General features: G+C 65.3%; 19 protein-coding genes and 2 tRNA genes. 12 read left to right on the top strand and 9 right to left on the bottom strand.

Features of this window, described 5'->3' with window-relative positions; genetic code table 11:
- Positions 1–330 precede the first annotated feature (330 nt).
- Positions 331–1,299 carry a hypothetical protein gene (locus tag VXM69_RS29895; protein ID WP_124608923.1) on the top strand — a complete coding sequence of 323 codons (969 nt, stop codon included), beginning with the start codon at positions 331–333 and terminating at the stop codon, positions 1,297–1,299.
- Between the two features lie 525 nt (positions 1,300–1,824).
- Entirely contained in the window at positions 1,825–2,118 is a 294-nt protein-coding gene (locus VXM69_RS29890) for a hypothetical protein (protein WP_124608922.1), read from the top strand.
- A 64-nt stretch (positions 2,119–2,182) separates the two neighbouring features.
- Here the strand turns inward: VXM69_RS29890 and VXM69_RS29885 are convergent, their stop codons facing one another.
- From VXM69_RS29885 to VXM69_RS29870, 4 genes are all read right to left on the bottom strand, one after another.
- Positions 2,183–2,413 carry a hypothetical protein gene (locus VXM69_RS29885; RefSeq protein ID WP_034188777.1) on the bottom strand — a complete coding sequence of 77 codons (231 nt, stop codon included), beginning with the start codon at positions 2,411–2,413 and terminating at the stop codon, positions 2,183–2,185.
- A 111-nt stretch (positions 2,414–2,524) separates the two neighbouring features.
- On the bottom strand, positions 2,525–3,634 hold the full coding sequence (locus VXM69_RS29880) for a class II histone deacetylase (RefSeq protein ID WP_124608921.1): 1,110 nt from the start codon (positions 3,632–3,634) through the stop codon (positions 2,525–2,527).
- 14 nt (positions 3,635–3,648) lie between these two features.
- On the bottom strand, positions 3,649–4,857 hold the full coding sequence (locus VXM69_RS29875; protein ID WP_069245659.1) for an MFS transporter: 1,209 nt from the start codon (positions 4,855–4,857) through the stop codon (positions 3,649–3,651).
- A gap of 22 nt (positions 4,858–4,879) precedes the next feature.
- Positions 4,880–5,926 carry a porin gene (locus VXM69_RS29870; RefSeq protein ID WP_034188774.1) on the bottom strand — a complete coding sequence of 349 codons (1,047 nt, stop codon included), beginning with the start codon at positions 5,924–5,926 and terminating at the stop codon, positions 4,880–4,882.
- A 302-nt stretch (positions 5,927–6,228) separates the two neighbouring features.
- Between VXM69_RS29870 and VXM69_RS29865 the strand changes: the two genes are divergently transcribed.
- Together VXM69_RS29865 and VXM69_RS29860 are read left to right on the top strand one after the other, a co-directional pair.
- On the top strand, positions 6,229–7,374 hold the full coding sequence (locus VXM69_RS29865) for a response regulator transcription factor (protein ID WP_367189687.1): 1,146 nt from the start codon (positions 6,229–6,231) through the stop codon (positions 7,372–7,374).
- Between the two features lie 106 nt (positions 7,375–7,480).
- A complete protein-coding gene (locus VXM69_RS29860; protein ID WP_059561755.1) occupies positions 7,481–8,479 on the top strand; it encodes a 2-dehydropantoate 2-reductase in 999 nt (332 codons plus the stop codon).
- Positions 8,480–8,649: 170 nt separating this feature from the next.
- Here VXM69_RS29860 and VXM69_RS29855 read toward each other — a convergent pair whose 3' ends face one another.
- Both VXM69_RS29855 and VXM69_RS29850 read right to left on the bottom strand, forming a co-directional pair.
- The gene (locus VXM69_RS29855) at positions 8,650–9,099 is read right to left on the bottom strand and encodes a MarR family winged helix-turn-helix transcriptional regulator (protein WP_367189686.1); all 450 of its coding nucleotides are present in this window, start codon (positions 9,097–9,099) and stop codon (positions 8,650–8,652) included.
- 62 nt (positions 9,100–9,161) lie between these two features.
- Entirely contained in the window at positions 9,162–10,307 is a 1,146-nt protein-coding gene (locus VXM69_RS29850) for a glycerate kinase (RefSeq protein ID WP_367189685.1), read from the bottom strand.
- A 387-nt stretch (positions 10,308–10,694) separates the two neighbouring features.
- On the opposite strand from VXM69_RS29850, the gene tig reads away from it, so the two are divergent.
- From tig to VXM69_RS29820, 6 genes are all read left to right on the top strand, one after another.
- Positions 10,695–12,041: a trigger factor gene (gene tig, locus VXM69_RS29845; RefSeq protein ID WP_367190226.1), complete on the top strand. Its 1,347-nt coding sequence runs from the start codon at positions 10,695–10,697 to the stop codon at positions 12,039–12,041.
- A gap of 140 nt (positions 12,042–12,181) precedes the next feature.
- On the top strand, positions 12,182–12,835 hold the full coding sequence (gene clpP, locus VXM69_RS29840; RefSeq protein WP_010092137.1) for an ATP-dependent Clp endopeptidase proteolytic subunit ClpP: 654 nt from the start codon (positions 12,182–12,184) through the stop codon (positions 12,833–12,835).
- Positions 12,836–12,999: 164 nt separating this feature from the next.
- A complete protein-coding gene (gene clpX / locus VXM69_RS29835; protein ID WP_006489345.1) occupies positions 13,000–14,271 on the top strand; it encodes an ATP-dependent Clp protease ATP-binding subunit ClpX in 1,272 nt (423 codons plus the stop codon).
- A 197-nt stretch (positions 14,272–14,468) separates the two neighbouring features.
- Positions 14,469–16,892, top strand: coding sequence for an endopeptidase La (gene lon, locus VXM69_RS29830; protein ID WP_012328699.1), 2,424 nt, complete (start codon positions 14,469–14,471; stop codon positions 16,890–16,892).
- Positions 16,893–17,097: 205 nt separating this feature from the next.
- A tRNA-Val gene (locus VXM69_RS29825) sits at positions 17,098–17,173 on the top strand.
- Positions 17,174–17,196: 23 nt separating this feature from the next.
- Positions 17,197–17,273, top strand: a tRNA-Asp gene (locus VXM69_RS29820).
- 258 nt (positions 17,274–17,531) lie between these two features.
- Here VXM69_RS29820 and VXM69_RS29815 read toward each other — a convergent pair.
- Positions 17,532–18,923, bottom strand: a complete 1,392-nt coding sequence (locus VXM69_RS29815) for a DUF1254 domain-containing protein (RefSeq protein WP_367189684.1) — start codon at positions 18,921–18,923, stop codon at positions 17,532–17,534.
- 610 nt (positions 18,924–19,533) lie between these two features.
- Here VXM69_RS29815 and VXM69_RS29810 point away from each other — a divergent pair.
- On the top strand, positions 19,534–21,468 hold the full coding sequence (locus tag VXM69_RS29810) for a SurA N-terminal domain-containing protein (protein WP_034188767.1): 1,935 nt from the start codon (positions 19,534–19,536) through the stop codon (positions 21,466–21,468).
- 70 nt (positions 21,469–21,538) lie between these two features.
- On the opposite strand, the gene VXM69_RS29805 is transcribed toward VXM69_RS29810, so the two are convergent.
- Entirely contained in the window at positions 21,539–22,207 is a 669-nt protein-coding gene (locus VXM69_RS29805) for an arylesterase (RefSeq protein ID WP_069706465.1), read from the bottom strand.
- Here VXM69_RS29805 and VXM69_RS29800 point away from each other — a divergent pair.
- On the top strand, positions 22,206–22,907 hold the full coding sequence (locus tag VXM69_RS29800) for an ABC transporter ATP-binding protein (protein ID WP_034188765.1): 702 nt from the start codon (positions 22,206–22,208) through the stop codon (positions 22,905–22,907). The genes VXM69_RS29805 and VXM69_RS29800 overlap by 2 nt on opposite strands.
- A 72-nt stretch (positions 22,908–22,979) precedes the next feature.
- Here VXM69_RS29800 and pgi read toward each other — a convergent pair whose 3' ends face one another.
- Positions 22,980–24,602 carry a glucose-6-phosphate isomerase gene (pgi, locus tag VXM69_RS29795; RefSeq protein ID WP_059561747.1) on the bottom strand — a complete coding sequence of 541 codons (1,623 nt, stop codon included), beginning with the start codon at positions 24,600–24,602 and terminating at the stop codon, positions 22,980–22,982.
- Positions 24,603–24,670 lie beyond the last annotated feature (68 nt).

Raw genomic sequence — 24,670 nt, 5'->3', positions numbered from 1 at the left:
ACTTAGCAGGATTTTCACGAATGCCGGACAAGATACGTCAAGATGAGATTATTCTCTTCACTGATCATTGGCAGGCCGTGTCCTAGTTGCGCGAATTCCGCGCGATTATCAACAGATCGTGCTATTCGTGTAAGTGACCTTGACCAGATGGTCGGAGCGGAGTAGAAATGCATTGCAGCGGTCGTGTCTTACCAAAGGTCGATACTTTATATTGCTTCTAGAATTTCTTGTGGCTTGCGTTTGATCGATTTGTCTTGATTTGATCGGTGTTAAGAAGTTAAATTTTGAGTGACCGCTTGGGGCGGGTGATCTTCATGCGAGGGAGAGGCAATGAAAAAACTGGCGATTTTTTTGTCTTTGGTTTTTATTCATGTCTCTGGAATCTGCCAGACATATACAAAAGATAATGGCGTAATCCATGTCGAGCTTGATGGATATGGTTACCCAATGATAACAAATTTCAAAATATTGGGTGCTACTGCAGTGCCGCACGATAACGCTGGTGCTGATTTTCAGATGACCGCCAGAAGTGCGCAGGGTAACGCCTATAATCCAACGCAAGGCGGAGACTGTCGTGGGAATCCATCGCTCCTGAACGGAACTTTGGAGAATTGGAATGGGGCCTCAATTGGGGTGCCCGCTCAAAACGGAATTTTGCTGGGCGTGCAGCCTCGGAATTATAATGATCCCAGTAGCGGAGACCAAGGATGTGCCGGAAATGGTGCCCTGCTGCCGTATCAGTTTAATTTTGGCGTTACCATTGGAGATGGCGTATCTCTTCCAAAGGAGGCGATGGCGGTTGATATGTCAATTCAAAAATTGGCCGGTGGGCAGGATATTATTCAATACGCGTCTGAATTGCCGGCAATTTTTGCGACTGCCTCATTTATGCGTTACGCATATTATGCAGATACAAATTCTGGAATATCACCATACTCGGTTTCTGTAAATGGCATCTACACTAACGACGTTACCCAGTGGCCTGCCCTTGTAAATTATTCTGGAATCGGGAAGGCGGTGATTCTCTGCTCTATACCAAACGCCACGAATAATCCTGGGCAGGGTGTGTGTATGGCCATTTATTCAAATTTCGATACGGCATTTTATTTGAGTCATCGATTTGGATCGACGAATGAGTTGTCATATTTCACCATGGTTGGTAAGGCTGATCCTTCTGCGACGATAGCTGATAATTCTTGGCATTCTTTAAGAAGATTTATTATTGTTGGTAATATTTCAACCCTTCAGGGGCTTATCGGCGAAATTTCCCCATTTGCGACGAGTAATTCAAATTGGTGACGGATGTGACGCTGTTTTATGGGCGTTCAGATGGCGGACACGTTGCTTGCTGAGTCGAAGTTAGAGGTCTTTCTGGACAGCCTTGTACCTTGAATACTGATTTGCTTCCTTGCCTGCTCGTGCCAAACGCGAGCGGGCTTTTTTATGATCCGTACGCCTCCCATCAAGATGGGTAATGCGTACTACGCCGAAGAGAAAGCCATCTACCAGGAAGGAAATCGGTCGTTGAGGTTGGCAGAACGCCTGAGGCTCGAAGAAATGGAAGAGCGGGGCAAATCCAAACGAGCCAAATGATCATGCCGGCTGTGTCGCCGGCCTCAGCACCAGAAGTCGGATACGCACCCGTCAAGGGGCGGTTCCCCAAAAAAGCGCTGCCGGTCGACTGACCGCAGCGCTTTTTTCGTTTGATGGCCGTTTTTCTTGCCGGGACGCAGGTCCATATGGACGCACACGGAAATTCGGTCGCGTGTAATGTGTCATATCGCGATCGAATACAAGAAGCGCAAATACACCGAGGGGCCGCCGATGAAGAACATCCTACACATCCCGATTTCCGTTCTGGCGCTGATGCTGTCCGCGCCGGCCATGGCCAATACGCCGGCCGACAACGTCGCATGGAGCGCGAGGCCCGTGCAGACGGTTGCATCGCCGTCGGCATGCTCCGCGTATTCCGGGCGGATGACGTTGAACGGCGAGCCGTTGTCGACCGAGGGTGTGCTGAAAGTGCTCGGCACGTCGCTCGCTGGCGCCGCACTGGGTGCCGTCGTCGGCGGATATCAGGGCGCGGCGCCCAATCCGTGCCCGCGTCCCGGCCTGTGACCGGCGTGCGAGCGAATCGCGGGGTTCGCCGCTTCATCTGCAACAAGCCCGGTACCAGGCGCGCCTACTCCCAGAAACTCCGGATCGCGACCGCCACGATCACCGGCACCGAGAACACCAGCGGAATGGCGAAATACTGCGCTTCGCGATCGACGACCCAACTGTAGATCACCCACGCCGCGCCGATCGCGAACGTGATGAGGCCGACCGTGACGGCGGCGATGTTCAGGACCAGCTTCGACGGCTGGCGGCGCGTTCTGGTGTTGTCGTTGTCATCGCGCGGGGACGATTTCATCGGAAGAGTGCGGCCTCGAGCCGGAACAGGGGTAAAGGCACAGGAAACCCCATCCGCACGGATCGCGCAAGGGCCGGCGCGGGCCGGCCCCGTCACGTCCGTTCCCGCGCGTTACAACCCGAACGACGCAGCCAGTTCGTCCAGCAGCGCGCGCTGGAACGCGACGAACCGTTCACCCGGCTGCTGGGCGATCGCGAGATCGAGCATCGGATCGGCGACGTCGGTGCGAATGCCGGCCAGTTCCTCGACGATCGCGAGTCCGCAGAATGGCACGTATGCCTCCGAATAGCCGCCTTCGTGGACGATCACGAGCCGCCCGCCGCAATGGCGTTGCGCGGCCTCCTTCACCGCGCGCGTCATGAACCGGTAGCTGTCGGTATGCAGTTGCATGCGCGCGAGCGGATCGACGGCGCTCGCGTCGAGGCCGCTTGCGATGACGATCAGCTCGGGCCGGAAGCGCTCCAGCGCAGGCAGCACGATTCGCTCGAACGCGTAGCGATACGCGTCGTCGCCGCTGCCGGCGAGCAGCGGCACGTTCAGGTTCGCGTCGATACCCGCGCCTTCGCCGCGATCGTCCGCGCCGCTGTAGCCGGGCGGAAAGCAGCGGTCCTGGTGCAGCGAGATCGTCAGCGTGTCCGGGTCATCGTAGTAGATCGACTGCGTGCCGTTGCCGTGATGCACGTCCCAGTCGATCACCGCGACGCGCTCGATGCCGTGTTTCGCGCGCGCGGCCTCGATGGCGATCGGAATGTTCGCCAGCATGCAGAAGCCCATCGGGCGGTCGCGCAGGCAGTGGTGGCCGGGCGGCCGCGACAGCGAGAACGCGTTGGCCGCGCGCTCGCCGACGACCGCATCGACGGCCGCGATCGCGAGGCCGGCGGACAGCGCGGCGATCTCGTAGCTGCCCTTGCCGAACGGCGCGAGATCGCCGAGGTCGCCGCCATTCGCGTCGCTGAGTGCGCGGAACGCGTCGAGATAGTGCGCCGGATGAATGCGCAGCAGGTCGGTGCTCGTCGCCGGCTCGGCGCCGCGCAGGTCGAGTTGCGCGGCCAGGCCCGATGCCTGGACGAGCGACAGGAAGCGGCGCTTCGAGTCGGGCGATTCCGCGTAGCCCGCGCTCGACGGCGGCTGGACCCAGCCGCCGACCGGGAAGAACAGCGCGTGCGTGCCGCCGGTATGCCAGAAGGTGCGTTCGTCGGTGAAGAAGGCAGTGCGATTCATGGATGCGTGACCTGTCACGGTTGGGGGGAAGCGGAGGCGCGCGCGCGGCGATCGATATGGCGCAGCGCGGCGAACGACACGATCGCGACGGCTGTCGCGGCGATGAACAACGTGCGCATCGTGCTGCCGGCGTCGAGCATCAGCCCGGCAAGCAGCGGGCCGGCGGCAAGGCCGGCGCCGATCACGAAATTGAGCGTGGCGACGAGCCGGCCCGACGTGTCGATCTGCGCGACCGTCGCGAGGATGAACGGCAGCACGAACGTCCACGCGAACTTGAACGCGAAGATCGCCGCGCTGTAGCCGCCGGTGTCATGCATCGCGGCGAGCGCGACGAGCGACGCCGCGAGCAGCGCGTAACCGGCCGCGAGCATCGCGCGTCGCGCGAGCCGGCCGCCCGCGCACGACGCGAGCGCCGCGCCGGCGATCCCCATCACGCTCGCGATCGCGAGCACGTTGCCGGTCGACTGCGGATCGAGCCCGGCGTCGGCCGCCGCGCGGCTCGCGAACGTCCACACGCTGCCGATCGCGAGATAGAACGTCAGCACCGCGCCGATGGCGAGCACGACGCAGCTTCGCGGCGTCTGCATCGCATCGCCGCGTGCGGTGCGCGCGGCTGCCGTCCGCGTACCGAGCGACGACGGAAAGCCGCGCGACAACGGCGCCGCGAGCAGGGCGAGCCCGGCGAGCGCCACGTACAGCGCGCGCAGCCCGAACGCGGCGAACACGTGCGGCAGCACGAACAGGCCGATCGCCCCCGCGATCAGCTGGCCGACGACCCACAGGCCGTACACACGGTCGCTGTTCTCGCTCGTCGCCGCGCTCGTCATGCAGAGCACCATCAGCGAACCGCCGCCGAGCGCGGTGACGGCCCGCAGCGCGAGCAGCGCGGCGAAGCCGGGCATCCACAGTGCGGTCAGCAGGTTGCCCGCGCCGAACAGCGCGATCGCGAAGGCGGCGACGCGGCGCGCGTCGACCCGGCCGAGCCACAGGTACGACGGCACGGTCGCGAGGCTGAACGCACCGAGTTCGACGAAGAAGTAGGTGCCGATCTGCGACGCCGACAAGCCGAGTTGCGTCGCGAGCTGACCGGCCACGGCCGGTGCAACGAGCAGCAGGAGCGGCGTGATGGCCGCGAACACGACGAGCGCGGCGAGCGTCGAGCGGGCGAAGGCCGGCGCACGGCCGTCGGGCGAGCATGCGGCGTCCGGGGACAGGGTTTTCATGGCGGGATCTCGTTGGGGGAAGTCAGAACAGGTGGTACATGCCGACCATCGCGCCGAACTGCGACGCGCCGGCGAGCGGCGTCGGGTCGTACTCGTAGACGGTTTGCGAGCTCTGGCCGCTGTTGCGCGCGTAGCCGAGGTTCACGTACGCGACGGTGCGTTTCGACAGCGCGTACGTGGTGCTCGCGATGAACAGCGTCGGGTGGCCGATGGCGGGCGTGTGCGAATCGGTGTGGTAGACGCCCGCGTTCAGGCCGATCCCGCTCGACGTCTGGTAGCGCGCACCGCCCCAGACGATCGTGCGCGCCGCATCGAGGTCGCCGGTCAGGCGTTCGACGCCCGCATAGACGGTGAGCGGCAGCGTGGCGAACGCATAACGCGCGGCGAGCGTACCGAGTTCGCGGCGCCGCGCGGACGCGTCGTCGGCCGCCGACACGTCGCCGTGCGCCTGATGCAGCACCGCGCTGACCGACAGCCCGTTGCTCGTGTACTGGCCGCCGAGTTCGAGCACGCGTCCGGCGCGGGTATTGCCGGCGACGCCGGACGTCGCGGCGAGCGCCTCGACGTCGACACCCGCGAACGTCGGCGACTGGTACTTCACCGAATGGTCGATGAAGTTCGCCTGCATCGGCACGAGCACGCCCTGGCCGCTGTAAGACGCGTACCAGAGCGGGTCGTAGAACAGCGTCTTGTCGAACAGCACGCTGAACTGCCGGCCGAGCGTGACGGTGCCGACGGGCCCCGCGATGCCGACGTACGCGCCGCGGAAGAACGCGTAGCCCGGTGCGGTCGCGGTGCCGTCGTTGACGTTGAGGCCCTGTTCGAGCTTGAACAGCGCGCGCCAGCCGCCGCCGAGATCCTCGTGGCCCTTGATCCCGACCTGCGAAGGCAGGATGCCGTAGTTCTGCAACTGCACGGCCGAGTGGCGTCCGTCGGCATGCGTCAGGTATTGCACGCCGGCGTCGAGCGCGCCGTACAGGGTGAGGGCCGACTGCGCCTGCGCGGCGGCACTGCACGCGGCAAGCGTCGCGGTGGCTGCGGCCGTGCGGATGAAGCGGGATTTCGTCACGTGGGGTTCTCCATGCCGTGCTGCATCGGTGTGTCGTTGGTGTGGTCGCGACGCAGTGTCCGCAGCGGGAAAACCGTCGAACAGTCGTCCAGATGAACGGTGCGGAAAACCCGCGGTGCACGGCGTCGGCGCGGAGCGAAGCCGCGCAGCGGCGTGCTGCGGAGCAGCAACGTGCCGTGCACCGTTCAAATGGATGGGGCTGGCGCCCGTTCCGGCGCCGTGGCCCGCCAAAAAAGCCGCTGGCTATAATCGGCCGGTGCCGTTGCGCACATCAGCAGCCCGATCGGGCAGGGGAGCGGAAGGTGAGGATCACGACGGATATCGGGCAGGATCTCGACGCGCTGCGCGACGTACCGGCCGCCATCGTGCTCGACGAATTCGCGTGGCCGCCGTTGCCGTCCCGGCGCGCCGATTTCGACGGCGTCACGCGCGGCGACGCGGCACAGCGCGAACTCGGCCTCATGCTGCTCGACCTGTACGCCGTGGCCGCGCAATCCGGCATCGGCGAATTCGAATGTCGGTTTTTTTCGCTGCTGCAGGCGCTCATTCCGTTCGACGCCGCGTGGACCGGCGTCGCGACCCACGCGCCGACCGGCCCCGTGATGCACAACAGCTTCCTGTACCGTTTGCCGCACGCGTTCTTCATCGACTGGAAGCGCGTGCGCGATTGCGATCCGCTCGCGCACCGCACGCTGCACGGCGCGCCTGGTCGCGCGGTGCGGCTCACGGTCGTCGAGCCCGGGCTCGATGCGCGGTTTCGCGACTGGTGCGTGAAGTACGGGCTCGCGCAGCTGATGTGCGTATCCACGCTCGATCGCCGTTTCGGCCTGACGACGTTCATGTCGATTTACCGGCAGGGGCTCAATCGTCCGTTCGGCGACGACGATGCGCGTCGCTTCGAGGAGGTGATTCCGCACCTCGCGGCCGCGCTGACGATCAATCGCGCCGCGCAGCTCACGCGCGAGCGCGCCGAGACGGCGGCGCCGGCGGCGCGCGCGCTGTGCGACAGCTTCGGGGTGCTCCACCATGCCGATCACGGTTTCGACGACGTACTGCGCACCGAGTGGCCGGCCTGGGCCGGCGCGCGGGTGCCGGAGCCGCTCGTCGCGCACCTGCGGCGCCAGTCGGGCCAGCCTTTCGTCGGCGACGCGCTGCGCATCCAGTGCGTGCCCGTCGCGGGGCTGTTCCAGATCGAAGCGCGGCCGCGCTCGCTGCTCGACCGGCTGAGCCCGCGCGAGCTCGCGGCGATCCGCTATTACGGCGCGGGGCGGTCGCACAAGGAGGTCGCGCAACAGATGGCCATTTCGCCGACCACCGTACGCCACTACCTGCGCTGCGCGTACCGCAAGCTCGGCATGCACGACAAGAGCCAGATCGCGGGCGTGCTGAGCGCCACGGGCGGCGTGGCCGACGACGCGCCCCTCGATGCCGGCGGCGTGCCGCGCTGACGCGAACGAGCGCGAGCGGGGGCGTGTGGCCCATTCCCGTGTAAATGGTTGTGCCCACAACTATTGAGCGTTATGCTCGTCAGCTCCCAGGAGACGGAATTCCATCATGAACGACACGAATTCAGGGTCGGTGCGCGCGGCGGTGGTCGGTGTCGGTGCGATCGGCGGATTGCTCGCGGCCGCGCTGTCGCGGGCCGGCATGACCGTGAGCGCATACGCGCGCGGCGCGACGCTCGACGCGCTGAACACGCACGGCGTGCGCGTGATCGACGAAGGCGGCGATGCCGCGTCGGTGCCGGTGCGGGCGAGCGACGATGCGCATGCGCTCGGCGTGCAGGACTACGTGGTGATCGCGCTGAAGGCGCAGGCGCTGCCGGCGCTGGCTGCGCGCATTGCGCCGCTGGTCGGGCCCGACACCGTGATCGTCGCGGCGATGAACGGGTTGCCGTGGTGGTTCACGCACGGGCTCGCGGGCTCGCTCGACGGCGTGCCGCTCGATGCGGTCGACCCGGCCGGCGCGGTGTCCGCCGCGTTGCCGCCCGCGCAGGCGATCGGCTGCGTCGTGCATCTGTCGTCGAGTACCGACGCGCCGGGCGTCGTGCGCCGCGGGCGCGGCAACCGGCTGATCGTCGGCGCGCCGGATCAGCGGCTCGCCGCGGCCACGGCGCGGTTTGCCGCGGCGCTTGCGGCGGGCGGTTTCGACGTCGAGTCGACGCCCGCGATCCGGGCCGAGATCTGGACGAAGCTGTGGGGCAACATGAACATGAATCCGCTGAGTGCGCTGACCGGGTCGACGGCCGAGCAGTTGCTCGACGATCCGTTCACGCAGGCACTCGCGCTGCGGATGATGGAGGAAGCGGCCGCGATCGGCGCGAAGCTCGGCCTGTCCACGGGGATGAGCGGGCCCGAGCGGATCGCGGTCACGCGCAAGCTCGGCGCGTTCAAGACGTCGATGCTGCAGGATGTCGAGGCAGGACGGTCGCTCGAGATCGGGCCGATCCTCGGCGTATTCCCGGAGCTCGGCCGCAAGCTTGGCGTGCCGACCCCGTACTGCGACGCGGTGCTCGGACTGTTGCGCCAGCGCGCGGCGAACAGCGGGCTCTAGCGCGTGCCGGGCGCCGCCAGGCGCCGCCGCACGGCAGCGGCGAAGCGCGGGACGTTCGCCGCGCCCGCCGCATGACGCAAAGCGGGCCACCCGCGTTGCCGGTCAAGCAACGTGGGCGGCCCGTCGAATTCGTCGGATCAATAGGGCTGGCGCGGCGCTCCTGATTCGGCTCAGTCGTCCCGCTCGGTGGCGTGCGCGACGACCTTGTCGAGCAGCCGTTTGAACGTCTGGCGTTCGCCGTCGGACAGGCAGGCCAGCAGGCCGTCGTTCCACTTGCGCACGATCGGCATGATCTTGCGGTGCAGCGCGCGGCCGTCGGCGGTCAGCGCGATCAGCACGATCCGGCCATCCTCCTCGCTCGCGCTGCGCTCGAGCAGGCCCTGGCGCAACAGCGCCTCGGCTGCGCGGCTTGCCTGGCTCTTGTCGAGATTGGTGTGACGCGCGAGATCCATGATCGAGAACGGACCGAACGCACCGACGGCGGCGATCACGCGCGCCTCGGGCAGCGAGATGTCGAGCTTGTGCCGGTACACCTCGCCGATCCCGCGGTCGGAGCGCTTCGTGAGCGCATGGAGGCGATAGGTCAGAAACTGATCGAGCCCGGCTTGACGGCCTTTCATGTCGAATCCTGAAGAAAAAGGGCGGGCCCGATTGTTCCTGTATCGCACGCTCGGGTCAACGGTCAGTGTGCACCGTATTTCAGGCGCGTCAATTGTTCCGCTTCGTTCGCGAGCAGATTGGCCGCGTCGCGGATCGCGACGTCGAGCGTGATCGGCCCGGGAGCCGGCGAGAAGCAGCCGGAAAAATGCTCGGACAGGCGCGGCAGCGCGGCCGGATCGACCGCGCCCGACAGCAGCGACGCGGGCACGCCGGCGGCCCGCGCGTGACGACACGCGATGAACGGCGCCTTGCCGTGCAGCGTCTGCACGTCGGAGCGGCCTTCGCCGGTGATCAGCCAGTCGGCGCCGGCGAGCGCGGCGTCGAGTCCGACCTGGCGCGCGACGACTTCGGCGCCCGCTTCGAACTGCGCGCCGAGCATGTGCAGCGCGAAACCGAGGCCGCCGGCGGCGCCCGCGCCCGGCAGGTCGCGGCCGCGGCGGTCGAGTGCGGTTTCGAGCAGGTCGGCGAAGCGGGCGAGCGCGGCGTCGAGGGTCGCAACCTGCTCGGGCGTCACACCCTTTTGCGGGCCGAACACGGCGGTCGCACCGTGCGCGCCCGTCAGCGGGTTGTCGACGTCGGACATGCCGACGAATTCCGTGTCCTTCAGGCGCGGGTCGAGTGCCGACGCGTCGATGCGCGCGATATCCGCGAGCCGCGACGGCACGGGCTCGACCGGCTGGCCGCCGGCGTCGAAGCACTGCAGGCCGAGGCCGGCGAGCAGGCCGGCGCCCGCGTCGTTGGTGCTGCTGCCGCCGAGCGCGACGAAGAAGCGGCGCACGCCGTCGTCGAGCAGCGCGCGGATCGCCTCGCCCATTCCGCGCGTGCTGCGCGCGTCGACCGGCACGCTCATGCCGACTGCGTCGGTAATGCCGACGATCTCGGCCGTCTCGACGATCGCCGTGCGCGCGTCGATCACGCCGACCGCCGCGTCGCGTGCCGCGAGCGACGCGCCGGCCACCCGCAGCGTGCGCCGCGTGCCGCCGCCCGCCAGCATCGCGTCGAGCGTGCCTTCGCCGCCGTCGGCCATCGGGCAGCAGCGCACGACCGCGTCGGGCCGCGCGCGGCGGATGCCGGTGGCGATCGCGTCCGCGACCTGTTCGGCGGAAAGCGAACCTTTGAACGAATCGGGCGCGATGACGACGACAGGCGCGGACGGGTGTTGCGGCATGGTGTCTCCGGAAGGCGTGATTGGTGTGAAGAATGGCGGGACCGTCATGGCGGGTCACGCTCCATTGGAGCTTACAGGATGGCGGGGCTGGGGAGGATACGGCGTTCGGCATAGCCGCGATCCGCTCGCATTGCGGTGCGAGGGGCTGTCTGCCCGGCGGGGATGCAGGTGCGACGTGCTGATCTGGCGGTACGAGGAAAATTGTTTGCTAGAATAGTCGATTCTTCCGGCCAAAGCCGTGCTCCGAGCCGCTTGCGCTAGCCATCCGGCGCGTGCAGGGATGGCGTGGCGCTCCGGCGCGGCGAGCGCGTGCGACGCACCGCGGCCGCAGGCAGGCACGGCAAGGAAAACCCGATTCGCTCGAATAATTTTAGGACGATTGAAGCCATGGCTAACGTTGTTGAGAACCTCGGCAAGCTTGAACGCCGCGTGACGATTTCCCTGCCGAAAGACACGGTGCAGAAGGAAATCGACGCCCGTATCCAGAAACTCGCGAAGAACGTGCGCATGCCGGGTTTCCGCCCGGGCAAGGTGCCGCTGAAGATGGTCGCGCAACAGTACGCGGGTCAGGTCGAGGCGGAAGTGCTGAGCGACAAGATCGGCCAGGAATTCTTCACGATCAGCCGCGCGGAAAACCTGCGCGTCGCCGGCCAGCCGAGCTTCGAGCCGAAGCAGGAACAGGCCGAGGACGCATACGCGTTCGACGCGACGTTCGAGGTCTACCCGGAAGTGAAGATCGGCGATCTGGCGACGGCTGAAGTCGAGCGCTCGACGACGTCGATCGGCGACGCCGAAATCGACCGCACGCTGGACATCCTGCGCAAGCAGCGCGTGCACTTCCACGCCCGCGGCGAAGCCGGCGAGCACGGCGACGGCGGCGCGGACACCGCGGCGAAGAGCGGCGACCGCGTGACGGTCGACTTCGTCGGCAAGATCGACGACGTCGCGTTCCAGGGCGGCACGGCCGAAGATTTCCCGTTCGTGCTCGGCGAAGGCCGGATGCTGCCGGAATTCGAAACGGCGGCGCTGGGCCTGAAGGTCGGCGAACAACGCACGTTCGACCTGAAGTTCCCTGAGGATTACCACGGCAAGGACGTCGCCGGCAAAACGGCACAGTTCACGGTCACGATGAAGAAGATCGAGTGGCCGCACCTGCCGGAAATCGACGCCGAATTCGCGAAGTCGCTCGGCATCGAAGACGGCGACCTCACGAAGATGCGCGCCGAGATCAAGGAAAACCTCGAGCGCGAAGCGAAGCGCCGCACGCAGTCGATCGTCAAGAACCAGGTGATGGACGCGCTGCTGAAGATCTCCGAACTCGAGGTGCCGAAGGCGCTGATCGAGCAGGACCAGCAACGCCTCGTCGAAATGGCTCGCCAGGATCTGGCGCAGCGCGGCGTGCCGAACGCGAAGGACGCGCCGATCCCGGCGGAAATGTTCGCCGAGCAGGCCGAGCGTCGCGTGAAGCTGGGCCTCGTGCTGGCCGAACTCGTGAAGGCAAACGGCCTGGAAGCGAAGCCGGAACAGATCCGCGCGGAAGTCGACGAGTTCGCGAAGAGCTACGAAGACCCGAAGGAAGTGGTCCGCTGGTATTATTCCAACCAGCAGCGCCTCGCCGAGATGGAAGCGTTCGTCGTTGAAAGCAACGTCGTCGATTTCGTGCTGGGCAAGGCGAAGGTGACGGACAAGGAAGTGAGCTTCGAGGCACTCGCGAGCGCATCGGCGCAAGCGTAAGTGCTGCTCTAGCGGCGTGCCGGCTGTCGGAGCGACGGCCCGCACGCCGTTTTTACGTCAAGCGCACGGTTGCCATTAATATGGCGATTGAGCGGGCGGCTTCCTTCCGTTCAATTTTCCATTCGAACAAGGTTCATTGAATGATCACTCGCGCTGAATTGCTGGACATGCTTGCTTCGAACGCGCCGCAGGGTTTCGAGGCGCAAGCGCTGGGGCTGGTGCCGATCGTTGTCGAAACGAGCGGCCGCGGCGAGCGTTCGTACGATATCTACTCGCGTCTCCTGAAGGAGCGCCTGGTGTTCATGGTCGGCGAAGTGAACGACCAGACCGCCAATCTCGTGGTCGCGCAATTGCTGTTCCTCGAGAGCGAGAATCCCGACAAGGACATCAGCCTCTACATCAACAGCCCGGGCGGGTCGGTGTCGGCCGGCATGGCGATCTACGACACGATGCAGTTCATCAAGCCGGACGTGTCGACGCTGTGCATGGGGCTCGCGGCCAGCATGGGCGCGTTCCTGCTCGCGTCGGGCGCGAAGGGCAAGCGCTTCGCGCTGCCGAACTCGCGCGTGATGATCCACCAGCCGCTCGGCGGCGCGCGCGGCCAGGCGTCCGACATCGAGATCCAGGCCCGCGAAATCCTCTACCTGAAGGAGCGGCTGAACCAGCTGCTCGCGCAACACACGGGTCAGGACGTCGAGCGCATCGCGCGCGACACCGACCGTGATAACTTCATGTCGAGCGAAGACGCGAAAGCGTACGGGCTGATCGATCAGGTGCTGCTGAAGCGCCCGTGACCTTAAGTGGGGTGCCGCCCCGATTCGCGCGGCGCCCCGGCGATGTTCCGCACGCGCCGAGCATCTGCGGCAAGCGCATCCGGCCGGCTCCGGTCGCGCCCTAGGCGCGGCGTCCGGAGCATTCGGCGTATCATGTCATTTACCTGTCCGGAGGCTCTACATTCATGGCGGACAAAAAAGGTTCGAACAGCGAGAAGCTGTTGTATTGCTCGTTTTGCGGGAAGAGCCAGCATGAGGTGAAAAAACTCATCGCGGGCCCGTCGGTGTTCATCTGCGATGAATGTATCGACCTCTGCAACGAGATCATTCGCGACGAGGCGGCTGCCGCCGGCGTCGAGGCCAGCCTGTCGCGGTCGGATCTGCCGAGCCCGCAGGAAATTCGCGACATCCTCGATCAGTACGTGATCGGCCAGGAGCGCGCGAAGAAGATCCTCGCCGTGGCCGTGTACAACCACTACAAGCGCCTGAAGCACCTCGACAAGAAGGACGACGTCGAGCTGTCGAAGAGCAACATCCTGCTGATCGGCCCGACGGGCTCCGGCAAGACGCTGCTCGCGCAGACGCTCGCGCGGTTGCTGAACGTGCCGTTCGTGATTGCCGACGCGACGACGCTCACCGAAGCCGGCTACGTCGGCGAGGACGTCGAGAACATCATCCAGAAGCTGTTGCAGAACTGCAACTACGAGGTCGACAAGGCCCAGCGCGGGATCGTCTACATCGACGAAATCGACAAGATCAGCCGCAAGTCGGACAACCCGTCGATCACGCGCGACGTGTCGGGCGAGGGCGTCCAGCAGGCGCTGCTGAAGCTCGTCGAGGGCACGATGGCGTCGGTGCCGCCGCAGGGCGGCCGCAAGCACCCGAACCAGGATTTCATCCAGGTCGACACGACCAACATCCTGTTCATCTGCGGCGGCGCGTTCGACGGTCTCGAAAAGGTGATCACCGATCGCACCGAGAAAACCGGCATCGGCTTCGGCGCGACGGTCAAGAGCAAGCAGGAACGCGACGCGGGCGAGGTGCTGCGTGAAACGGAACCGGAAGACCTGATCAAATTCGGTCTGATCCCCGAATTGATCGGCCGCCTGCCGGTGGTCGCGACGCTCGGCAAGCTCGATGAAGCCGCGCTGATGAAGATCCTGGTCGAGCCGAAGAATGCGCTCGTCAAGCAGTATCACAAGCTGTTCGCGATGGAGCGCGTCGAGCTGGAAATCCGGCCGGGCGCGCTGCAGGCAGTCGCCCGCAAGGCGATCCGCCGCAAGACCGGCGCGCGCGGTTTGCGTTCGATCATCGAACAGGCATTGCTCGACGTGATGTACGAGCTGCCGACGATGAAAGGGGTCAGCAAGGTCATCATCGACGAGAACGTCATCGATGGCGACGGCAAGCCCTTGCTGATCTACGAGGACACGCCGAAGGTGGCGGGTTCGAACTGACCGGCTTGCCGACGATGTTCAGCGAAAAAGGCCGTTCATGAGACCGTGGGCGGCTTTTTTTCGTTTATCTTGTGGGTAACTCTGACTCGACACGCGGTGGTTACTTTCTTACCGAATATTTCCCGCACTTGAAGGCTTGCAATTCGTTGTGGCGGCCTCAATTACCGAACAATTGATTCCACTCATGGGGAAATGAAATGTCAGGCACCCAACTTCTTCCGCCGGAACGCATCACGCTCCCGCTGCTGCCGCTGCGGGATGTCGTCGTTTTCCCGCACATGGTGATTCCGCTCTTCGTGGGCCGGCCGAAATCGATCAAGGCCCTCGAAGCAGCGATGGAAGGCGGCAAGCACATCATGCTCGTCGCCCAGAAAACCGCGGCCAAGGACGAACCGACCGAAAAGGACATGTACGAGGTCGGTTGTATCGCCAACATCCTGCAGATGCTGAAGCTGCCGGACGGCACCGTGAAGGTGCTCGTCGAGGGCCTGCAGCGCGCGAAGGCGTTGTCGATCGAAGAACAGGAGACGCAGTTCTCCTGCGACGTGATGCCGCTCGAGCCCGATCACGCGGACAGCGCCGAAACGGAAGCGCTGCGTCGCGCGATCGTGTCGCAGTTCGACCAGTACGTGAAGCTGAACAAGAAGATCCCGCCGGAGATCCTCACGTCGCTGTCGGGTATCGACGAAGCAGGCCGCCTCGCGGACATGATCGCCGAGCGCCTGCCGCTGAAGCTCGACCAGAAGCAGCACATCCTCGAAATGTTCCCGGTCATCGAGCGCCTCGAGCACCTGCTCGCGCAACTCGAAGCCGAGATCGACATCCTGCAGGTCGAAAAGCGCATCCGCGGGCGCGTGAAGCGCCAGATGGAAAAGAGCCAGCGCGAGTACTACCTGAACGAGCAGGTCAAGGCGATCCAGAAGGAACTCGGCGAAGGCGAGGAAGGGGCGGATCTCGAGGAACTCGAGAAGCGCATCAACGCCGCGCGCATGCCGAAGGAAGCGAAGAAAAAGGCCGATGCCGAGCTGAAGAAGCTGAAGCTGATGTCGCCGATGTCGGCGGAAGCGACCGTCGTGCGCAACTACATCGACACGCTGATCGGCCTGCCGTGGCGCAAGAAGAGCAAGGTCAACAACGACCTGTCGAACGCCGAGCAGGTGCTCGACGAGGATCACTTCGGCCTCGAGAAGGTGAAGGAACGGATCCTCGAGTACCTCGCGGTGCAACAGCGCGTCGACAAGGTCAAGGCGCCGATCCTGTGCCTCGTCGGGCCTCCGGGCGTCGGCAAGACCTCGCTCGGCCAGTCGATCGCCCGTGCGACGAACCGCAAGTTCGTCCGGATGGCGCTCGGCGGCGTGCGTGACGAGGCCGAGATCCGCGGTCACCGCCGGACGTACATCGGTTCGATGCCGGGCAAGATCCTGCAAAGCCTCGCGAAGGTCGGCGTGCGCAATCCGCTCTTCCTGCTCGACGAAGTCGACAAGATGGGCATGGATTTCCGCGGCGATCCGTCGTCGGCGCTGCTCGAAGTGCTCGATCCCGAACAGAACCACACGTTCGCCGACCACTACATCGAAGTCGACTTCGACCTGTCGGACGTGATGTTCGTCGCGACGTCGAACTCGCTGAACATCCCGCCGCCGCTGCTCGACCGGATGGAAGTGATTCGTCTGTCGGGCTACACGGAAGACGAGAAGGTCAGCATCGCCCAGCGTTACCTGCTGCCGAAGCAGAAGAAGAACAACGGGCTGAAGGACGGCGAGATCGAGGTCACCGAGCAGGCGATCCGCGACATCATCCGCTACTACACGCGTGAAGCCGGTGTGCGTTCGCTCGAGCGGGAAGTGTCGAAGATCTGCCGCAAGGTCGTGAAGATGCTGTTGCTGAAGAAGGCATCGGGCGCGATCAAGGTCGACGGCGAGAACCTCGACACGTTCCTCGGCGTGCGCAAGTACGACTTCGGCCTCGCGGCGAAGGAAAACCAGGTCGGTCAGGTTACCGGCCTCGCGTGGACGGAAGTCGGCGGCGATCTGCTGACGATCGAAGCCGCGGTGATGCCGGGCAAGGGCAACGTGATCCGCACGGGTTCGCTCGGCGACGTGATGAAGGAGTCGGTCGAGGCTGCGCGTTCGGTCGTGCGCTCGCGTTCGCGGCGTCTGGGCATCAAGGACGAAGCGTTCGAGAAGCAGGACATTCACATTCACGTGCCGGAAGGCGCGACGCCGAAGGACGGTCCGTCCGCAGGCGGTGCGATGACGACCGCGCTGGTGTCGGTGCTGACGGGTATCCCCGTGCGTGCCGATGTCGCGATGACGGGCGAAATCACGTTGCGTGGCGAAGTGCTGCCGATCGGCGGGCTGAAGGAAAAGCTGCTGGCCGCGCATCGCGGCGGCATCAAGCTCGTGCTGATTCCGGAAGAGAACGTGAAGGATCTCGCGGACATTCCGGACAACGTGAAGAACGCGATCGAGATCGTGCCGGTCCGCTGGATCGACAAGGTGCTGGAACTCGCGCTCGAGCGTTCGCCGACGCCGCTGCCGCCGGAAGAAGAAGCGAAGGCGGCAGCACCGGTCGGCGAGGCGGCGAAGGATGCCGGCTCGACGGAAGTCGTCAAGCACTGAGACCCTGAGCGCCGTCGTTGCTGACGGTGGCTCACGAAACCCGCGGCGTGTCCGCGGGTTTTTTTATGCGCATCGAAAACGCATGCGTCGGCGCTTAAAAAAATTAGCGTTCAGGCTTGGCAAAATGATCGGGGATGAATTAAACTTGCGGGCTCGCTGATTGTTGATGCGGAAACGCAGATCGCAGTCAGAACGAATCGGAAACGGGTGCTTAGCTCAGCTGGTAGAGCGGCGCCCTTACAAGGCGTAGGTCGGGGGTTCGAACCCCTCAGCACCCACCAGTTTCCCGATTCAGCCAGACCAAGGAGCGGTAGTTCAGTCGGTTAGAATACCGGCCTGTCACGCCGGGGGTCGCGGGTTCGAGTCCCGTCCGCTCCGCCAAACATACAACCATGCCCGCCTCGTGCGGGCATTGTTGTTTGTGCGTTCGATTCGTGTGCGGTGCGTGACTGCGGGGATGATCGCCGGCAAGGCTCGACCTTGCGATGCCCGGCGAGCGGAGTGGCAGCAAACAATACGACAGGAACCGCCGGCGCGCGGCCGCCGGAACGAAAAACCCGCGACGGCTCGAACGCGATCGCGGGTTTTTCATGGTTCTCGGCGCAGAGGTGCCGGTTTTCCGGCTCGCGCGGGGAGGCCTTACTGAACGCGTATCACCGGCGGCAGCTTGTAGGTTCCGTTCAGGAGCGGGGTGTCCGGCAGGTAGGTGCGCAGCGTCAGATTGAACGCGCCAGCGGGAGCCGGCAGCCAGTTGCTGGCGGGTACGCCCGCGGGTCGCACATGGCTGATGGTGAGCACGAGCGAGCCGTCGCTCGCGAACTGAAAGTTCGACGCCGGATAGGACAGCGCATAGATTCGATCGGGATTCGGATAAAAGAATGCCTGCGCCTGGTTCGTGCCGCCGTACAGCGTCAATGACCAGAAGGCGCGCGCCGGAGGAAGCTGTCCCGCCGGGAAGGTCATCTGATAGACGCCGTTGCCGTCGTAATTCGCCCCCGACGCGTTCGCCGCTCCCGTACTCGTGTAGTAAATCGCTTCGCTGCCGGGCAGCGCACCGAGGCCGTTCAGCGCAACGCGCGCCCGTAGCGTGTATTGGGTTCCATAGTTGCCGACATCGGCCGGACCGCCTGTCCAGCCATTCGCGTCGGTACTCGTCTGGGCGGCGGCTTGCTGCGTCCCGCCGCCCGTCAGACTCGCCAGCGCCTGTGCCGCGCCTGCGTCGATCAATGCCGCGTCGGCAGACGACGGGTTGAAGGTCTGCGTCGGGCCTATGCCTATCACGTCGAGCGCGTTCGTCAGCACGGCCGTATCCTGCGGCGTCGGCGGACTCTTTTTCAAGAGCCGGTTCACGTACTGAAAATACGATGGCCAGTTGGCATAACCGGGCGGCTTTTGCGTGTCCACGCTGTCCCACGCCGCGACACCGGTTCCGGCGGGTCGCGACACGACCAGTTGATTCTGGACGGCCCACGCCGCGGGATAATCGTTCGCATCGCTCACGTAAGTCCGCGCCAATGCCCACACCGCGTTGGTCGACGAGCGGAGCACGGTGATGCCTGCCGGGGCGGTTCCCTGCCAGTTCGGCCCCACGACCCAGAAGACTTTCGCGACGCCGTTGTCGGCGCTCGTGCCGCGAATCGCGAAGTTGTTCGTATAGGCGTCCATCAGCGCGAGCGAGAAGTAGCGGGTGCCGCTGGCGGGCGTGTCGATCTGAACAGGGCCCGCGTCCAGTTGAAGCATGGCGATGGAATACAGCGTGTCGTGATTGGGCTTCGTCACCGAGGTCGACGAAGCATCGGACAGCTGGCGATTGTGCAGAAACGTATTCGGCGCGAGGCCCTGAGCGATGTAGCTCTGTCGCGTTGCGTAGAACTGGTACAGCGGGAGCGTGAACAGCGTGGCGCTGTTTGCGGCATTTTCCGTCGCGGCGGGCGAAGCGCCCGAGCTGTCGACGCTGTCCCCGTTGCAGCCGGCCAGCAGGCCGACGGAGGCAGCGAATGCGACGAGGCGCGCGTGGTGAAGAAAACTCATCGAATGGTGCGGTATGGTCGAATGGTCGAATGGGCCGCACCCTTTCATCGTTCCGTCGATGAGCGTGGCACGGGCTGCACGGCGCGGAAAGCGTATCCGGCTTGCGATGCGGCACGAACGATCTATTTTCGATATGCAAAGTCCGACGACTCGTTAGGGCGGTATCGACCGATCGGCGTCGTGCGGTCGATCCTTGTCGTTTTTCCGGCCGTCGCATTGCTCGCGGCCAAAGACCCGGACGCGCATGCCAGGCTTGTGTCGTGTGCCCCGGTGTCCGGCGTCTTCCATTGACTGGCTCGATTCGCGGCCCCGGCCCTGCCTTGCGGTCGTCGGTGCCGATGGCGGCTGCGCCGCATCAGGCAAGCCCGCTCGGCGAACGAATGATCGTGTGCCGCGAGCCCGGGCCGCCGCGATGGGACGGCGACAATTGGGCGAGTGGCTGTCGGAGCTGCGCGAGGAGGGGGGGCCGGTGATGGCGTGCGCCCCGTGCCGAAAGGCGGGTATTTTTGCTCGTACTTCCGATGGTGCCTGCCGCGGGCGTCGCCGCTTTTCTCCCGTCCCACCCCGTATGTTGTAATATCGGGCGTTTTGTCCAATTTTCCCGTCACGCATGCTCGATTTCTTCCGTAATCACCAGCGCCTGATGATGGCGCTCCTGCTCCTGATCGTGTTGCCGGGGCTGGGTTTCGTCGGGATCCAAGGCTTCCGCGGCTTCTTCGACGATAGTGCGAACGTCGCGGCAGTCAACGGGCACAAGATCACGCGGGTCGAATTCGACGGCGCGTTCCGCCAGCAGATCGACCAGGCGCGCCAGGCACTCGGCGGGCAGTTCGACATCAAGATGTTCGATACGCCCGAGCATCGCAAGCAGGTGCTCGACGGCCTGATCCAGCAACGCGTGCTGGCCGACGAGACGCAACGTCTGCACCTGACCGCATCGGACAATGCCGTGCGCGACGCACTGATGAGCGACCCGATGATCGCGTCGCTGAAGAAGCCCGACGGCTCGATCGACGTCGAGCGCTATGCGCAGCTGCTGTCGTTCCAGGGGATGACGCCCGAGCAGTATCAGGAGCGCGTGCGCTACAGCCTCGCGCTGCAGCAGATTCCGGCCAGCATCGTGTCGAGCGCGTTCACGCCGAAGAGCCTCGCGCAACGCCTGTCCGAACTCGCCGCGCAGCAGCGCGAAGTGCAGGCGCTCGTGCTGAAGACGAGCGACTTCGCCGCGAAGGTCCAGCCGACCGACGCGCAGCTCACCGCGTACTATGACGCGCACAAGCAGAGCTTCGCGACGCCGGAGACCGCGACGATCCAGTACCTCGTCTATTCGCCGGCCGCGGCCGCCGCGAGCGCGCAGCCGACCGACGCGGACATCAAGAAGTTCTACGACGACAACCCGACGCATTTCCGCACCGAAGCGCAGGTGCGCGTGAGCCACATCTTCATCGCCGCACCGGGCAGCGCGAGCGCGGCCGACAAGGCAGCGGCCAAGGCGAAGGCCGAGCAACTGCTCGCCGACGTGAAGGCGCATCCGGACCAGTTCGCGCAGATCGCGCAGAAGAACTCGCAGGACGCGCCGTCGGCGGCGAAGGGCGGCGACCTCGGCTTCATCACGCGCGGCTCGACGGCCGGCGGCAAGGCGTTCGACGATGCCGCGTTCGCGCTCAAGCAGGGTGACGTGAGCGGCGTCGTGCAGTCGGATCTCGGCTTTCACATCCTGAAGGCGACCGAAGTGAAGCCGGCGGCCGTGAAGCCGTTCGCGGACGTGAAGGACCAGATCGCGGCCGACCTGAAGCAGCAGTACGCGTCGAAGGCGTTCACGGACAACGCGGAAGGCTTCACGTCGACCGTCTACGAAAAGGCGAAAACTTTGCAGCCGGCCGCGGACAAGTACAAGCTGACGATCCAGACGGCCACCGTCACGCCGACGCCGAATCCGCAGCTGCCGCCGACGAGCCCGCTGAACAATCCGAAGTTCCTGGCTGCCGTGTTCGCGAACGACTCGGTGAAGAACCGGAACAACACGCAGGCGATCGACGTCGGCAACAACACGCTGATCTCGGCGCGCGTGACCGACTACAAGCCGGCGGCCGTGCCCGCGCTCGACGCGATCAAGGACGTCGTGCGTCAGAAGGTCGTCGCCGAGCAGGCTGCGGAACTCGCGAAGAAGGATGGCGCGGCGAAGCTCGCCGAACTGCAGAAGTCGAAATCGGCCGACGGGTTCTCGGCTGCGCAGAAGGTGTCGCGCACGCAGTCGCAAGGCCTGACGCCGGCTGCGCTGAGCGCCGTCTACAAGGTCGATGCGAAGACGCTGCCGGCCTACGTCGGGGTCGATCTCGGCGCGGATGGCTATGCGATCTACCGCGTGAACGCGGTGATCCCCGGTTCGGCGGTCGATCCTCAGCAACTGGCGGCCGCGCAGCAGCAGATGGCGCAAGTCGATGCACAGAGCGAAGGCGAGGCCTATCTGAGCGCGCTGCGCGATCGCTCTAAGGTCAAGCTGTACGGTTCGCCGTCCAGCCAGAAGCAGGACGGCGACGACTGAGCATCGTTTCGCACGCAACAAAAAGCCCCGCTTCGAGCGGGGCTTTTCGTTTTCCGGCCGGGCGGCGGCGTCAGCCGCGCGGCTTGCCGAGCAGCGGCTTCAGCGCCGGCCACACGTTGTCGAGCAGCACGCCCTGCGCCTGCTGCGACGGATGCATCTGATCGGCCTGGAACATCTCGGGCTTGTTCTCGATACCGGCCAGCAGGAACGGCACGAGCGGCACGCCGAGATCCTTCGACAGTCGCGTATAGACGGCGTGGAACTTCTGCGTGTAGTCGGGGCCGTAGTTGGGTGGCACGTACATGCCGACCAGGACGACGCGGGCCTGTGCGCGTCGCGCGTCGGCGATGATGTCGCGCAGGTTCTGCTCGGTCGTCGCGAGCGGCACGCCGCGCAGCGCATCGTTCGAACCGAGTTCGACGACGACGATCGACGGCTTGAGCCGCTGCAGCACCGCGGGCAGCCGCGCACGGCCGCCGCTCGTGGTGTCGCCGCTGACGCTGGCGTTCGCGACGCTATAATCGATTCGCTCGGTCGTGAGCCGCTGCCGCAGCAAGGCCACCCAGCCGGTGTCGCGCGGCAGCCCGTATTCGGCCGACAGGCTGTCGCCGAGCACGGCGATCACGGGCTGGCCCGATGTCGGCGTCGTCGCGGCGTGTGCCGGTAGCGTGGTGGCAAACAGGGTGCCCAGCAGCGCGGCGAGCGCCGTGCGTCTTTTCCAGCGAAATGTCGTGTTCATGTTCAAGATTACCGATCCGATCATCGAAGTCCATGACGTATGCAAGCGGGTCGCCGATGCGACGGGCGAGCTGACGATCCTCGACGGCATCACGCTTGCGGTGCAGCCGGGCAGCAGCCTCGCGATCGTCGGCGCGTCCGGGTCGGGCAAATCGACGCTGCTCGGCCTGCTTGCGGGATTGGACAGCGCGACGAGCGGCACGGTTCGCCTGCTCGGCCGCGTGCTCGACCAGCTCGACGAGGACGAGCGCGCCGCGCTGCGCAACGGCGCGGTCGGGTTCGTGTTCCAGTCGTTCCAGCTGATGCCGCACCTGACGGCGCTCGAGAACGTGATGCTGCCGCTCGAGCTGCGGGGCGGCATCAGCGCGCGCGAGGCAGCCGACCGGGCCCGCGCGCTGCTCGTGCAGGTCGGGCTCGGCGAACGCACCGCGCATTACCCGAAGCTGTTGTCGGGCGGTGAGCAGCAACGCGTCGCACTCGCGCGCGCGTTCGTCACGCGCCCGGCGGTCCTGTTCGCCGACGAGCCGACCGGCAGTCTCGACGCGGCGACGGGCCATGCGGTCATCGACCTGATGTTCGAACTGAACCGCACGCACGGCGCCACGCTCGTGCTCGTCACGCACGATGCCGAACTCGCGCGCCGCTGCGAGACGACCGTGACGCTCGACACCGGCCGTATCGTCACACCGCATACGGCATAGCGCCACGCGTGAATCGTTCTGCCTGCCGCGCAGGGTGGGCCGCGCGGCCGCCACGGGCATGACGCCGTCGCGTCAGCGCTTCAGCGCCGCGCGGGCGCGCTCGATCAGCGCAGTGGTCGACGAGTCGTGCTTCGCCGGATCGACCGACTCGGCCGACAGGTCGGCCTCGACCACCTTGCCGAGAATCTTGCCGAGCTCGACGCCCCATTGGTCGAACGGATTGATGTCCCACACCGTTGCCTGCACGAGCACCTTGTGTTCGTAAAGCGCGATCAGCGCGCCGAGCGTGCGCGGCGTCAGCGCATCGACGAGCAGCGTCGTGGTCGGGCGGTTGCCGGGGAACGTCAGGTGCGGCGCGAGCGCCTCCTTGCCGGGCCCGGCGATCTTGCGCGCTTCGTCGAGCGTGCGGCCGAGCATCAGTGCCTCGCTCTGCGCGAAGCAGTTCGCGAGCAGCTTCGGATGATGGCTCGCGAGCGGATGCTCGGGCGTCAGCACCGCGATGAAGTCGATCGGCACGATCGTCGGCCCCTGGTGCAGCATCTGGAAGAACGCATGCTGGCCGTTGGTGCCCGGCTCGCCCCACGTGACGGCCGACGTCGGGTAATCGACGAAGGTGCCGTCCAGGCGCGCGGATTTGCCGTTGCTCTCCATTTCGAGCTGCTGCAGGTACGACGGCAGGTAGTGCAGCGCTTCCGAGTACGGCGCGACGAGATAACTCTGCGAACCGAAGAAATTCCGGTACCAGATGCCGATCAGGCCGAGCAGCACCGGCAGGTTGCGTTCCAGCGGCGCTTCGCGGAAATGGCGGTCCATGTCGTTCGCGCCGGCCAGCAGTTCGTCGAACTGCTCGGGGCCGATCGCGATCATGATCGACAGGCCGACCGCCGACCACAGCGAATAGCGACCGCCGACCCAGTCCCACATTTCGAACACGTTGTCCGCGGCGATGCCGAACTTCACGACTTCGGCCGGGTTCGCCGACACGCCGACGAAGTGCTTCGACAGCGCGTCCTCGGGGCAGCCGCGCGCGACGAACCAGTCGCGCAGCGAGCGGGCGTTCGTCATCGTCTCGAGCGTCGTGAAGGTCTTCGACACGATGATCGCGAGCGTTTCCTCGGGATCGACCTGTTCGAGCACGCGCGCGAGATCGGCGCCGTCGACGTTCGACACGAAGTGGGTCGAGATTTCCGGCGTCGCGACGTGGTGCAGCGCATGCACGACCATCTTCGGGCCGAGATCGGAACCGCCGATGCCGATGTTGATCACGTGACGGATGCGCTTGCCCGTGTAGCCCGTCCAGGTGCCGCTGCGCACGGCGCGCGCAAAGGTTGCCATCTTCGCGCGCTCGGCGCTCACCTGCGCGTGGAACGGCGCTTGCGGGTCGGTCGCGCGCAGCGCGGTATGCAGCGCGGCGCGGCCTTCGGTCGGGTTGACGATCTCGCCCGCGAACATCGCGTCGCGGCGCGCTTCGACACCTGCGTCGCGTGCGAGCTGCACGAGCAGGCGCAGGGTTTCGTCGTCGATGCGGTTCTTCGAGAAATCGGCCGCGAGACCGCCGCCCGGAATCGTGAAGCGTTCGGCGCGGGTCGGCGCACGGTCGTTTTCCGGCGCGAACCAGTCGCGCAACCGGGCGTGACGGATCTGTTCGAAGTGGGATTGAAGGGCAGTCCAGGCGGGGAGCGAATTCAGCGTCATGGCGGTTCGAGTGAAGCGTGAATCGGGAGGAATGCCGCGCCGGCTCATCGGGATCGGAAGGCCGGCGG

The organism is Burkholderia sp. Ed8 (assembly GCF_040761425.1).
GTDB lineage: Bacteria > Pseudomonadota > Gammaproteobacteria > Burkholderiales > Burkholderiaceae > Burkholderia > Burkholderia seminalis.
Note: the sequence above shows the minus strand (reverse complement) of the source record. Positions and strands in the feature narration are given on the sequence as shown.